This is a genomic window from Micromonospora sp. NPDC049645 (genome assembly GCF_040675155.1).
GTDB lineage: Bacteria > Actinomycetota > Actinomycetes > Mycobacteriales > Micromonosporaceae > Micromonospora.
On sequence record NZ_JBFAOI010000002.1, the window covers coordinates 580,923 to 594,654 of the forward strand.

Here is a 13,732-nt window from a genome sequence, read left to right on the forward strand (position 1 = left end):
CGGTGGCGGCTGCCAGCGCTATGGCGCAACCACCGAACCAACAGTCGCTCAGTTGTAGGAAGTGCACAAAAGTTTTTGGCACCCCCGGGGGAGCGTGCCCATCGCTGTCGATCGGGTCGACCCGGGCCGACCTGCTCGGACGCTCCGTCAGTTGATCAGGACGGTGTGGGCGGTTCACGTTCGCAGCCTCCCGCGTTCACCCCCGGATGATCGGCTGGCCAGGAAGATCATCGCCGGTCCGGGCCAACCGCCAGCCGGCTAGACCCTCCCGGCCCAGGCCAGGAAACGCACCATTGAAGGAGCGGCAATGAGGTCACTGAACCTCGTACGCCCGCGTCTGGCGCTGCTGCTCGCGGCGGGGCTGACCACGCTTGTGACGCCGGCCGGCGTCGCCCACGCCGTGACTGCCACGCTACCCGCGACCGACACCCCGGTCATCTTCACAACGACCGAACAGCTCGCCCCGGGCGTCACCTACCGCTCGTTCCAGGTGGCCACGCCCCGGGGCGTCACCGTGGGCTACCTGCTCACCGCAAACCTGAAGAAGAACGAGGTTTCCCTGGGCCTCCTGCACCCCGACGCGGTCGCCCAGCGCAAGGTCGTCTCGGCCATGACGAACGACCAGGGCGCCGTCGCCGGCGTGAACGGCGACTTCTTCAACAACAGTGAGACCCACGTCGGCGTCACCCCGACCTACTCGTCGTCGGGTCCGGAGATCGCCGACGGCGCGGAGTTGAAGTTCGCGGTGCCGACCGCGCAGCGGTTCGGGCCCGGCCTCGCCCCCGGCACCTCGACCCGGGACGTCTTCGGCGTCGGCGTGAACGGCAAGGCGCGCGTCGACACCCTGAGCCTGGACGGCGAGGTGCGCAGCACGAAGGGCACGATCGCCCTGGGTGGCCTCAACCAGTACGCGCTCCCGGTCGACGGGGTCGGCCTGTTCACCGCCGACTGGGGAACCGCCTCCCGGGTCCGGTCCACCTGCGGCACCGACACGAGTCGGAGCGACCCGTGCAGCACCCGCACCTACGAGGTGACCGTTCGCGACGGCGTGGTGACCGCCGTGGGTCAGACGCCAGGTGCGGGCGCGATCCCGGCCGACACCGAGGTGCTGGTGGGCCGGGAGGGCGGCGCGGACGCGCTCGACGACCTCGCCGTCGGTGACCGCGTGCAGGTGAGCGAGAAGCTCGTCTCCGCCGACAATCCGAAGCTGACCTTCGCCGTCGGTGGCGCGCCGATCCTTCGCGACGGTGCACCGCTCGCCGGCCTGGACACCAAGACCGCCGCGGTGCGCAGCTCGGCCGGGGTCAGCGCGGACGGCCGGACCGTGTACCTGGTCGCCCTGGCCGGCCGCGCCCCGGCCAGCGCCGGCTTCACGATCGCCGAGCTGGCCGACCTGATGCGGTCGCTCGGCGCGCGGGCCGCCGTGAACCTGGACGGCGGCGGTTCGAGCACGGTCGCCGTCCGCGAGCCGGGCCAGGCGACGGCCACCGCCCGCAACAGCCCGTCCGACGGTACGGAGCGAATGGTCGCCAACGGCATCGGAATCTTCCTGGGCAAGCGCTGATCGGTGAACCCGCTCGAATGCGGGTCGACCCCGTCTCCCCGGTGACGAGCCCGGCAGGCCCGACCCCGGGGAGACGGAGACATCAGTCGACGGTCGGCGGTGCCGTCCTCGCCGCCTCGGCGAGCGCCGCCGCCGCACCGGCGTACGGGTTGTAGCTGTAGGTGCGGGCCAGGGCGGTCGGCACGGTGAAGTACGCGGCCGACAGTTTCGCCGGGTCACTGGCGATCTCCCCGCGCGCGGGAGCGTCGTTGCCGTCGTCCCAGCCCCACGGCGCGTTTGCCGAGTTGGTCGAACAGCTCCAGGTGCCGGCGCCACAGTCGCCGGACGTGTCACCGGCGAACGTGCCCAGGCTGGCAAAGAGGCTCGCGTTGGACCGCTGCGCCCACAGGCCGCCGGCGGCGAAGATGTCGATCAGCTGGTACCGCACGTCGCGGTCGTTGCCGCTGCTCGGCGTCTCGGCGACCGTCGACGGGTAGTAGACCAGGCCGTCACCGTTGATGTCGTACTGCGGGTGTGCCTTGAGGCCGTGGCCCTGCGCCTCCTGCGCGGTCACCGGGTGCTGGAACGTGTCGTGCGGCGACGCCTCGAACCGCAGGGTGCCGTCGATGCTCTCGCCGCCGCTGGTCCAGGTGCTGCCGCTCGGCGTGTACGAGTAGAAGTCGCTGTGCGCGACCGTGACGGCCGAGCGCAGGACACCGTACGCGGAACCGTCGCGCTCGATCGCGAACAGCGCGCCCTCACCGTCGTTCTCGTGCTCGGTCTCGAAGAACGGGTGGTCGGTCCAGTCGCGCGGGTGGAAGAAGAAGTACGTGATGTACCAGTGGGTGCTCGTCTCCACGACCGAGTAGTACGCGTGCGCCGCCAACGAGGCGCCAGCCTGGCCGGCCCGGTCCCAGTTGTTGCGCCCGTCCAGGTCGCCGTCGAAGTCGACCCGGGTGAGGTAGTCCGACTGGCCGCTCAGGGCGTGGCCGCCGGTGGCATCGACGTCCTGGTAGTGGATGGGCGCCCAGCGCAGGGCCAGCTCGGCCCGGCTGACGGCGGCGCCGGCGGGGCTCGGGGCGGTCAGCGCGGCAGCCGCCAGCACCGCCGCGGCGGCGGCCGTGATCAGTGCCCTCGCCACCCGGGGTCGCCGGGTCGGGGGGTTTACGTCGAGCATGGTGTGCTCCCGTGTCCGATTGGATAGACCACAATGGATCATTCTTGGCGCGGACGCCCGGTGGGTGTCGCTCCGGCGAAGAGAAAACGGACGATGTCCAACGGGATCGGGACCGGCTTGTATCGATGCCTGTCGACTGCCATGCTGTGGTTCGGTCGTGCTCGGGGAGCCAGCGCGCACCACATCTCCTCCGGTCCACGGGGCGCACGAGGTGGCCATGCCGCCCGTGCCGGGCAGCCCACGTCGGCGGCCGGAAACCCGAGTGCGGCACCGGCCACCACCGCGGTCGTCGGTGCCCGCCAACCACGGAGGCACCGATGCTTCGCATGTTCCTCGCCGTCACGACCATGGCGCTGGCCGCCTGGACCGCGACCACCGACGCCGCCGAGGCGACGCCCGCCCCGACGCCGTCGGCCACGCCGACACCGACGCCGACCTGCCCCCCGGCACTGCCGATCACCGCGAACGTGAGCGGGGCCACCACCACGAGCCTCACCATCTCGTACGTCGTGTTCTTCCGGCCGCCGTGCGGCTACAACCCGCCGATGACCGTCAGCCTCTTCACCAGCCGAGAGGACGCCCAACAGTGGCGGGCTGCGGTGGCCGAGGGTGTCTCCGGGCCGGAACTCAACGGCGCGGTGACCATCGACCGGCTGACGCCCGACACGGAGTACTGGTACCGGTTCACCGACGCCGAGGGCCGGCGGGACCCGTACGTGATCGCCTCGACCCGCACCGCGTCGCTGACCTCGTGCCGCGCGACGGCCACCATCGACGCCCGCTGGGGCAGCGGCTTCGTCGCAACGGTCACGGTCCGTAACACCGGGGCCTTGCCGCTGGACCGGTGGCGCGTCTCCTGGCGGTGGTCCGGTGACGAGCGGGTCGAGACGTCCTGGGGCGGGGTGGTCGAGACGGCCGGCGCCGACGTCACCGTGCGCAACGCCGCCTACAACGGGACGCTGGCGTCGGACGGGGTGACGACGTTCGGTCTGCTCGTGTCGACAAGCGCGGTCCCCGAGGGCCTGACCCTGACGTGCGCCCGGTGAGACGACGTCCGCCCCGCCTCCGGCGCGACGGCGGGAGGCGGGGCGGACGTCGTGTCGGTCAGGGCTTGCGGGCGACGGCACCGTAGGCGTCGATGCCGACGGCGTCGGGCGTCTCCGGCCGCCACAGCGGGATCGGCACCAGACCCGGCTCGACCATGGTCAGCCCGTCGAAGCAACTCTCCAGCTCCGCCGGGCTGCGCAGGATGTACGGGACCCCGCCGCTCTGCGCCAGCCGCTCGGCACCGGAAACCACAGCCGGGCTGGTGTCGGTGCCGTCCCAGAACACCAGGTGGGAGCCGGACGGCATCGCGTCCATCGTGCGCCGGATGATCGAACGCACCACGTCCAGGTCGGGCTCGTAACCCAGCACGCCCATGTACATCACCGCGACGGGCTGGGTGAGGTCGAGCGTCTGCGCCGCCTCGGCGAGGATCTTCTCCGGATCGTGGTAGTCGGCGGGGACGTAGGTGGTGACACCCTCCGACGTCGTGCTGGCCAGCAGCGCCCGGGCGTGCACCAGCACCATCGGATCGTTGTCCACGTAGACGATCCGGGACTCGGGCGCGATGCCCTGGGCGACCGCGTGCGTGTTCTGCATGGTGGGCAGGCCGGTGCCGATGTCCAGGAACTGCCGGATGCCCGCCTCGGCCGCGAGGTACCGCACGGCCCGCACCAGGAAGACGCGTGACTGCTGCGCCATGAGCACGATCTCCGGGTAGACCTCGGCGACGGCGTCGCCGGCCGCCCGGTCGGACTGGAAGTTGTCCTTGCCGCCCATCCAGTAGTTCCAGATCCGGGCCGCGTGCGGTACGTCGGGCTGAAGCTTCGCGGTGAGTTCGGCGTCCGGGCCGGCCATGCCAGGCTCCTATCGAGGGGTCGTCAGCTGGAGGTCACCACAGCGGTACGACCGGGATCGTACTCCGGCGCCGTCCACTGTCGACCCGGGTGCCGTGTGGTCTGTGCTCAGGTCACGATCACCGCTGGACCACCCCGTTCTGGTACGCCCACACGACGGTCTGTAGCCGGTCCCGCGCGCCGATCTTGGCCATGGCCCGCCCGAGGTGTGACTTGACCGTGCTGGTCTCGATGAAGAGCTGCTCGGCGATCTCGACGTTCGACAGGCCCTGGGCGAGCAACTCCACGATCTCGGTCTCCCGCGCGGTCAGCTGGTGTGCCGCCGCCGCGTCCGAGCGGGGTGCCGGCGTACGCCTGGCGAACTCCGAGATCACGCGTCGGGTGACGGCCTGGTCGACCAGCCCGTACCCGCTCGCGAGGCGGTGGATCGCCTCGATCAGGTCCTCCGGCTCACAGTCCTTGAGGATGAAACCGCTGGCGCCGGACTCCAGCGCGCCGAAGACGTACTCGTCGAGGTCGAAGGTCGTCACCACCAGCACCGCCGGCGGCGCTCCGGACGCGTCGGCGATGATCTGCCGGGTCGCGGTGAGCCCGTCGCCGTGCGGCATCCGGACGTCCATGCAGATGACGTCCGGTTGCAGCCGGCGGGCCAGCTCGACCGCTGCCGACCCGCTCGACGCCTCGGCCACGACCTCGATCTCGCCGTCCTGCTCCAGGATGACGCGGAAGCCGGCGCGGACGACCGCCTGATCGTCGACGAGCATCACTCTGATCATGCGGGGGCCTCTTCCTTCGGCCGCGCCGCGGCGGGACCGTTCGTCGGTAGCGTCGCGGTGACCGCCCAGCCACCGGCCGCGGTCGGACCGGCAGTGAACGTCGCCCCGATCAGTTGTGCGCGCTCGCGCATACCCACCAGGCCGACTCCGCCGGTCCGCGCCGTCGGTACGCCGCGCGGGCCGGGCGGTTCGTTCACCACCTCCAGCGACACCGAGCGGGGGTCGAAGCGGAGCACCACCCGCGCCGGGGCGCCCGGCGCGTGTTGACGGGCGTTGCTGAGCGACTCCTGCGCGATCCGGTAGAGCGCGACGTCGGCGATCGGCGACACCTCACGCTGCGCACCCACGCGAACGAACTCCACCGGGCCGGCGAGGTCACCCGCCGTGCGGACGAGGTCGTCGAGCATGCCCAGCCCCGGCACCGGGGCGTCGTCGTCCTCGTGCCCCGGCCGCCCCCGCAGCACACCCACGACCAGCCGCAGGTTGTCCAGGGTCTCCTTGCCCTGGCTCCGGATCCAGGCCACGCCGGCCCTCGCCGCCGCCGGGTCCCGGTCGATGAGCCGCTCGACCGCCGCGGCCTGCACGACCATGCCGGAGAGGTGGTGGGCCGCCACGTCGTGCAGCTCCCGGGCCATCCGGGAGCGTTCCGCGCCGATCGCCGCCTGAACCTTCGTCCGCTGCTCCCGGATGGCCTCGTCCGCCCGCACCCGGACCAACTCGACGTAGCGCCGGTAGGTGGCCACGTAGCCGCCGACGAACGTCGCGGCGGCGTAGGTCAGGGCGCTCGCCGAGACGTACGCGACGGCGGTCAGCACGTCGGGCGTCACCAGGACGACCGCCCCGAGCGACTCCACCAGCACGACCGCGCCGACGGTCAGCAACGCGCGCCGAACCGGCAGCAACGACCCGACGGTGTACGCCGCCACGAAGGGCGCGATGCCTCGGATGGTCGCCTCCGGCAGGCCGACGCCGATGACGGGCAGTTGCAGGGCGACGATGACCCCGAGGCAGAGCAGCGGCCGGACCCGACGCAGACACAGCGCCATCGCCTGCACGCAGCAGAGGGCGACGAGCAGCCACGCCCGCGTCGGGTCGAAGGACAGCCCGTCCTCCGGCGCCACGAAGAAGAGCAGCACCGTCAGCAGGGCGAACGTCAGGACGGTCAGCGCCGCCGCCAGCAGGCAGTCCCGGGCGACCACCCCGTTCACCCCGAGTCGGGTGAGCCGTCCGTCGAGCCACTTCGTCAGTCGCGGTGAGCCGGGTTCGGTGCCGGTGTGGTCCCTCATGCGGTGCGCGTCCTTGCTCCGGATCGTCCGGGGTCGGGCGGGTCAGTAGGAGATGCTAGGCGCGAGCAGGTGGAACTCCACGGCGAACCAGCCCGCGCCGGCGAGGGCGAACAGGAGCAGACCGCTGCCGACGATCCGTGGCCAGCCGACGTGGCGTCGCACGTCGTCGACGAGTCGGACCCCGGCGGGCAGCACACCGAGCAGACCGACCAGTTGCAGCACCTGGAGGGTGCGCAGGACGGCGCCGGGCACGTCGTGCAGGCCCATGATGGTGGTGATGCTCAGCACCCACCCGGTGAGCGCGAGCAGCGTACCGGCGACGGCGAGGCGGCTCAGGACCCGCGCGGTACGCCCGGCCCGCTCGCGGGGAGCGCGACCGAGCCGGCGGCGGACGACCGCGCCGACCGGCCAGGACAGGACGGCGAGGATCAGCACGACGGTCGACAGGGCGAGCAACGGGATGGCCACCGTGGAGGCGCGGGCCGGCTCGACGGGCAGCAACGCGAACGCGGAGTCGAAACCGATCGCCTCGACCCGGTCGCCGGTCGCCCGCATGGCGATCGTGCGCTGCCCGCCGACCTCACGCCAGACCCAGGGCGCCACCTCCTCGTACAGGGCGGGGGAGTCGGAGAGTGGACCGGGCGTCAGTCGCAACCGGTTCCCGTCGGCGACGCTGACCGTGGTCCGGCCGACCAGGCCGATCGCGGTCAGGAAGTTGCTCCGGATCGCCCGCGAGGACTCGTACGTGCCGGCGGCCAGGGCGGCGTGCCTGGCGGTGGTCGCCGGGTCCACGCCTGCCGTCGGTTGGTCCTCACGGGCCGGGAAGTAGCGGTCGGCGAAGCCGTTCACGACCGACGCGCGAAGCTCGTGGCTGTCCATCGCGCCGGTGCCGTTGCTGTTCAGGGAGAGGAAGATGCCGGCCCGGTCGTCGGGGTAGATCTGTAGGTGCGAGTGGAAGTACTTGGTGTCGCCGCCGTGACCCAGGATCCGGTGACCGTTGCGGTCCTCCGCGAAGAAGCCGAGGGTCATCCGGGGTCCGTCGGCCAGCGTGCCCAGCGACGTCGAGTCGAGCGCCGGACGCTGCATCAGCTCACGGGTCGGCCGATCCAGCAGGGGCGCGAAACCCACCTGCTCGCCGAGCTGGGCGAGCATGAACCGCGCCATGTCCGTCGCCGGGGCGCTCAGCGCGCCCGGCGGTGGCGTGCCGACGATCTCGAACGGCGCCGCGGGGCCGGCGGAGGTGTCGTACCCGTTGGACATCCGGTCGCGCAGCGCCGCCGGAAGGGGCTGCGCGAAGGTCGACGACGGCATGCCGGCACGGTCCAGGATGTTGCGCTGGACGTACTCCTCGAAGCGCGTCCCGCTGACCCGTTCGACGACGTAGCCCGCGAGCGCGTTGCTGTAGTTGGAGTACGCGGGGACGGTGCCCGGCTCGTAGATCTGCTCCGGTGGGTCGGTCACCAGAGCCCTGCGCAGGTTGACGTCGCCGCCGTCGGTGCCGATGAGGCCGGCGATCCGCTCCTCGAAGCCGGCGGTGTGCGTCAGCAGGTGCCGCAGGGTCACGGCCCGCTCCCAGCGGCGCGGCAGCTCGAAATCGAGGTACGTCTCGACGTCGGCGTCGAGGTCGAGTTTCCCGCCCTGCACCAGTTGCAGTACCGCGGTGGCGGTGACGAGCTTCGACACCGATCCCATCCGGAACAGATGCCGGTCCGGGTCGACCGGCACGACCTCGTTGCCGCCGGTGCCGGTGTCGGCGTACCCGTACCCCCGGGTCGTGACGATTCTGCCGTCGTCCACGACGGCGACCGTGGCCCCCGCGATGCCGGTGCGGTCGAGCGCGGCCGGCAGCAGGCCGTCGAGCCAGGCGTTGACGTCGGTGTCGGTCAGGGCGGGGCCGGTCCCGCTCGCGGCGGCGGGTGCCGCCGGAGCGTCGACGGGCGGCGCGGGGGTGCGCTGCGCCGCGCCGCAGCCGGCGGCGCTCAGGGCGAGGACGACCGTGGCCGCCACCGTCGCGCCGAGCCGGACGCCGGGTCGGGTGGGACGGGCCGGAAGAAGAGGAAGTGGACGCATTGTCGGCCAGTGCCTTTCCAGGCGAACGGGTGTCCGGAGCAGTGTCCGTACGGCGTCACCCGATGCCCTGGCACAAGCCTGTTCGAGCGATCGCCGCGAACCATCTGGCGCAGGACGGCAATGGGTCTACGACCTGAGTAGGAGAAGCGCCTCGCCGGGACGCCCCGCCGATCAGCGGGTTTGCCCCCGATCGAGGGACATCGTTTGACTTGGGCGGCGAATGCATCTTTGATGGTCGATGTGTTTGTTCGGCGTGGTCGGGCGCACTATCGCCCGGTGGCCGGCCGGCGCCCTGACCCTGGAGGACGGATGCGAGTCACCGCGCGGACCAACCCACGACGCCGGCTGTTGCCGGCGGCCATGGCGGCGGTGACGTTGCTGACGGTGGCCGTCGGGGTGCCAGCGGCCGCCGCGGCGCCGTCGACGGTGGTCGGCGTGGCCAGCGGCCGTTGCCTGGACGTGGTCGGCAACGTCAGGACCGCCGGCGCCGGCATCAACATCTACGACTGCAACGGGCAGGCGAACCAGGCGTGGACCCTCACCCCGAGCGGCGAGCTGCGGGTCTACGAGGACACGATGTGCCTGGACGTGGTCGGTCAGGACACCACCGCGCCGGCCGCGTTGCAGATCAACGGCTGCACCGGCGGCGCCAACCAACGCTGGCGGATCAACACCTCCGGAACCATCGTCGGCGTCCAGTCCGGTCTGTGCCTGGACGTCACCGGCGCGGGCACCGCCAACAGCACCACCGTCGGTCTGTGGACCTGCAACGGGCAGTCCAACCAGCGGTGGACGACGTCCCTCGGCAGCGCCGACACCCAACCGCCGACGACGCCGGGCAGCCCCCGGGTGAGTGGCCTGACCTGCAACTCGGTGACGTTCGCGTGGAACGCCTCGACGGACAACGTCGGGGTGGCCTTCTACGACATCTACCACGACGGTCAGCTGATGACGTCGGTGAGCGGCACGACGCTCTCCACCAACCTCACGGTGGTCGCCGGGGCGACCTGGGGTCTGTACGTCAACGCCCGCGACGCCGCCGGCAACGTGTCCCAGGCGAGCGGCACCGTCTCGATCACACCGCCGCCGTGCCAGGCCGACACCCAGCCGCCGACCGCGCCGCAACAGCTCACCGGCAGCGCGTCGGGCACCACGGTGACCCTGCGCTGGACGGCGTCGACGGACAACATCGGGGTCCGGGCGTACGACATCTACCGGGCCGGCGTGAAGGTGGGCACGGTCACCGGCGCGCCGCCGGCGACGACGTTCACCGACAGCGGCCTGGCGGCGAACACCGCGTACCAGTACCACCTGGTGGCCCGGGACGCGCAGGACAACGCCTCGTCGCGCAGCGGCACCACGACGGTGACCACCGGCGCGGCGTGCGCCAACCCGGTGTGCGGGGTGCGGCAGGTCACCACCGACACCGACATCCCGTGGGGCCTGGTGACGTTGCCGGACGGCAGCGTCCTCTACAACCGCCGCGACGCGCACGACATCATCCAGCTCAACCCGGCCACCGGGGCCAAGACCAACCTGGGCACGGTGCCGAACGTGCAGAGCACCGACGGTGAGGGTGGTCTGCTGGGGCTCGCCATCTCGGCCGGCTTCACCAGCGACCGCTGGCTGTACATCATGCACACCTCACCCAGCGACAACCGCATCGTCCGGATCAAACTGGAGAACGGGCGCCTCAACACCGCCACCGAACAGGTGCTCCTCAGCGGCATCCGGCGCAACAAGTACCACGACGGCGGTCGCCTGCGGTTCGGCCCGGACGGCAAGCTGTACGCCAGCACCGGTGACGCCCAGAACGGCAACTACGCCCAGGACCGGGCCAGCCTGGAAGGCAAGATCCTGCGGCTCAACCCGGACGGCACCGTCCCGTCGGACAACCCGTTCGGCAACTACGTGTGGAGCTACGGGCACCGCAACCCGCAGGGGTTGGCGTTCGACTCGCAGGGCCGACTCTGGGAGCAGGAGTTCGGCAACTCGATCATGGACGAGACCAACCTGATCACCAAGGGTGGCAACTACGGCTGGCCGGCCTGCGAGGGCACCAGCGGCAGCTGCGGCACCGCCGGTTTCATCGCACCGGCCCGCACCTACCCGACCGCCGAAGGGTCCTGCTCCGGCATCACGATCGTGCGTGACGCCCTCTACGTGGCCTGCGCCCGAGGCGCCCGGATGTACCGCGCGGTGATCAGCGGCAGCAGCCTGACGAACGTGCAGACGTACTTCAGTGGCACCTACGGCCGGTTGCGGACCGTGGAGCCGGCCCCCGACGGAGGACTGTGGCTGACCACCACCAACGTCGGCGACAAGGACAGCACCCCGAACAACAGCAACGAGAAGATCCTGCACGTCACGCTCGGCAACTAACGTCGACGGCTCGGCGTGCCGAGGCGGCGCGGGTCAGACCGGGTGCTTGCTCAGGCTCTGGAAACTCAGGGCCCGCTGGCTCGGGATCGTGGCATCCCCGAACTCGGTGGTCCAGGCCCGGGGCAGCGTGGCCGGGGCCCGCCAGCGGGCCAACCGTGCCCCCGTGCCCGACGGCGGGTCGGCGTGCGGCCCGGCACCGGATCCGGCGGGTTTGGCCGTGCCGTCGGCGTGCGCCGGGTCGATGCCCAGCTCCCGCATCCGCTCGGCGTACGCGCGGTAGCGCCGCTGTGCCTCGCCGTGCCGGCCCGCCGCCCGCAACACCTCCACCAACTCCAGGTGGGCGTCCTCGTCGTACTGGTCCCGGTGCACGAGCCGCATCAGGTAGACGAGCTTCTGGTCGGTGTCCGAGGCGTGCTGGGCCAGCGCCCGCAACACCCGGGTGTGTGCCACCTGCGCCTCCTCGCGCAGCGGCTGCGCCCAGTCCTCGTACGGGTCGTCGGCGAGAAAGTCCCCGCCGTACAGCTCGTCGGCGCGGGTCAGCAACCCGGCGGCGGTGGGGTGCCCGGCACGCTGTGCGGCCTGCGCCTCCTCCGCCGCGGTGAGGAACGTCTCGACGTCCACGTCGATCACGTCGAGGTCGATCGCCACCGAGCCCCGGTCGGCAAGCACCGCGCCCCGCCCGCTGGTGCGGTGCCCGGTGCCGAGCACGCGGCGCAGGGTGGACAACAGCACGGAGAGCCGGTTCGCGGTCCGGGCCGGCGACTCGTCCGGCCAGAGCAACTCCATCAGCCGGGCGCGGGGGACGGCGCGACCGCGATGCGCGACGAGGATCTTCAGCAGGTCCCGTGCCTTCTTGGACTGCCACTCGCCGTACGGCACGACGGCCCCGGCCCGGAACACCCTAAAGTCACCGAGGGTGTGGATGACCACCGCCGGTACGCGCAGCGTGATGGCGGTGAGCCCGTCGGCGACGCCCGGGTCGAGGCGTACCCCGCAGCGGCGCAGCTTCTGCTCGGCCCCCTCCGCGCCGCGTCGTGCCTGCCGGCCCTCGAGTCGGGCGGCGATCAGTCGAACCGCGGCCTCCTGGGCCGGGTCGCCCAGGTCCCGGCAGAGCGCGCCGGCGTCGTCGAGCAGACCGGCGGCGGCCCGGGGGTCCTCCGCCGCCAGGACGGTGAGTTGCAGCGCCTCGATCAGGGTGGCGCGCCGCCGCCCGACGGTGGCGCCGGTGCGGGCTTCGGCGGCGTCGAAGTGGGCCGCGTCGGTGTCGCCGCGCAGCAGCGCCACCCAGCCGCGGGCCAGCAGCGCGTACGGCCGGTCCGGCTCCCGGGCCATGGTGACCGCGCGTTCGGCCAGATCCCGTGCGGCCCGCAGGTCGTCGGCGGCGCGGATCCGTGCCAACTCGGCCAGGATCAGGGCGCGCGACATCGGCCGGTGCTGCCCGTTGCCGAGGATGGCCAGGGCGCTCTCCAACGCCTTGCGGGCCTGGCGTGGCTCGCGTCGGCGACGGTGCACCATGCCGAGGGTGGTGAGCGAGAACGCCTCGTCGGCGCCGATCCCGGCCAGCTCCCGCAGGCGTTGACCGGCGGCGCTGTCGGCGAGGGCCTCCTCCAGGCGACCCAGCAGGCACTTCGCCGAGGCGGCGAGGGCCAGCGCGTAGGGCTCGTAACCGGTGTCGCCGGTCACCTCGGCCAGCCGGACGGCCGCCTCGGCGTGCCGCAGCGCGTCGGAGGCGTCGCCGACGCCCAGCAGGTAGCCGGCGAGGTCCAGGTGGATCATCAGTCGGAACAGGCCGACGTCCGCGTGGCGTAGCCCCTCCGCCGGCTCCGTTCGCCGCCGTGCCGCCGACGCGTCGCCGGTCGCCGCGGCAAGCAGCGTGGCCAGTCGGGCGTACGCCCCGTGGGCGGCGGGGGAGTCGCACCCGTGCGCGGCCTGGGCGGCCTCCTCGGCGTCGGTGGTGGCCCGCTCGATGTCACCCTCGATCAGGTGGTGCACAGCCGCGTGACAGTGCACCTGTACGGCGTGCGGGCCGGCCGCGTCGATCGGGACCATCGCCAGCCGTGCGGCGGCCAGCTGCGGTTCGCCGTCGAGGTGGTGCTGCAACGCGACCCGCCAGATGTCGGCCAGTGCGGCGTCGGTCGGGTCGGGTGTGGCGGTGAGCAGGTCCGGCTGGATGGTGAGCCACAGGTGCGCGGCCGTGCGGTCGCCGACGTCGGCAAGGCGGCGCAGCGCGCGCCCCGGATCACCGCCCCGGTGCGGTTGACCCGGTGCCGATGCCTCGCCCCCGCGTTGATCGCGGCTCGGCGCCGACGGGCGCGAGGCATGGTTGAGTCTGTCTCCGGACATCCACCACTCCTGTTTTCTCTCGTGGAGGCTCAGGTCAGTGAAGAGACAACCGGTCGTCCGTAGCCGACGCCCGGCGTGGCTTTCCCCCCGGCACGATCATTGTCTTCATTGAGCATCATCGCCATAACCAAAAGAGTCGGTGTACTTACTGACTGCTATGCGGTATCGGCATAATCCCACCCTCAGGATTCCCTCAGGCAGCCCCCACAGCACGCGCACGGCCCGTACAAGCAACCGGCACGGGTCCACCGCAG

The 13,732-nt window shown here is 71.9% G+C and carries 9 protein-coding genes; 3 read left to right on the plus strand and 6 right to left on the minus strand.

All coding sequences use genetic code 11. The annotated features are described in order from the left end of the window. Positions 1 to 307: 307 nt before the first annotated feature. The gene (locus AB0J33_RS08060; protein WP_363611163.1) at positions 308 to 1,564 is read left to right on the plus strand and encodes a phosphodiester glycosidase family protein; all 1,257 of its coding nucleotides are present in this window, start codon (positions 308 to 310) and stop codon (positions 1,562 to 1,564) included. Positions 1,565 to 1,646: 82 nt separating this feature from the next. On the opposite strand, the gene AB0J33_RS08065 is transcribed toward AB0J33_RS08060, so the two are convergent. Then, positions 1,647 to 2,720, minus strand: coding sequence for a hypothetical protein (locus AB0J33_RS08065; protein ID WP_363611165.1), 1,074 nt, complete (start codon positions 2,718 to 2,720; stop codon positions 1,647 to 1,649). Positions 2,721 to 3,037: 317 nt separating this feature from the next. Here AB0J33_RS08065 and AB0J33_RS08070 point away from each other — a divergent pair, with 317 nt between their 5' ends. Further along, positions 3,038 to 3,766 carry a cellulose binding domain-containing protein gene (locus AB0J33_RS08070; protein ID WP_363611167.1) on the plus strand — a complete coding sequence of 243 codons (729 nt, stop codon included), beginning with the start codon at positions 3,038 to 3,040 and terminating at the stop codon, positions 3,764 to 3,766. 58 nt (positions 3,767 to 3,824) lie between these two features. Here the strand turns inward: AB0J33_RS08070 and AB0J33_RS08075 are convergent, their stop codons facing one another. The 4 genes from AB0J33_RS08075 to AB0J33_RS08090 all read right to left on the minus strand — a co-directional run bounded on the left by AB0J33_RS08075 (position 3,825) and on the right by AB0J33_RS08090 (position 8,753). Further along, complete coding sequence (locus AB0J33_RS08075; protein WP_363611169.1) at positions 3,825 to 4,622, minus strand: SAM-dependent methyltransferase; 798 nt, start codon at positions 4,620 to 4,622, stop codon at positions 3,825 to 3,827. A 118-nt stretch (positions 4,623 to 4,740) separates the two neighbouring features. Further along, a complete protein-coding gene (locus tag AB0J33_RS08080) occupies positions 4,741 to 5,397 on the minus strand; it encodes a response regulator transcription factor (protein WP_363611171.1) in 657 nt (218 codons plus the stop codon). Continuing rightward, positions 5,394 to 6,683: a histidine kinase gene (locus tag AB0J33_RS08085; protein ID WP_363611173.1), complete on the minus strand. Its 1,290-nt coding sequence runs from the start codon at positions 6,681 to 6,683 to the stop codon at positions 5,394 to 5,396. The genes AB0J33_RS08080 and AB0J33_RS08085 overlap by 4 nt, the downstream gene beginning before the upstream one ends. 42 nt (positions 6,684 to 6,725) lie before the next feature. Then, entirely contained in the window at positions 6,726 to 8,753 is a 2,028-nt protein-coding gene (locus tag AB0J33_RS08090; RefSeq protein WP_363611175.1) for a serine hydrolase domain-containing protein, read from the minus strand. A 309-nt stretch (positions 8,754 to 9,062) separates the two neighbouring features. Between AB0J33_RS08090 and AB0J33_RS08095 the strand changes: the two genes are divergently transcribed. Beyond that, on the plus strand, positions 9,063 to 11,135 hold the full coding sequence (locus AB0J33_RS08095) for a PQQ-dependent sugar dehydrogenase (protein WP_363611177.1): 2,073 nt from the start codon (positions 9,063 to 9,065) through the stop codon (positions 11,133 to 11,135). 33 nt (positions 11,136 to 11,168) lie between these two features. Here the strand turns inward: AB0J33_RS08095 and AB0J33_RS08100 are convergent, their stop codons facing one another. Further along, a complete protein-coding gene (locus AB0J33_RS08100) occupies positions 11,169 to 13,478 on the minus strand; it encodes a BTAD domain-containing putative transcriptional regulator (protein ID WP_363611179.1) in 2,310 nt (769 codons plus the stop codon). Between the last annotated feature and the right edge of the window lie 254 nt (positions 13,479 to 13,732).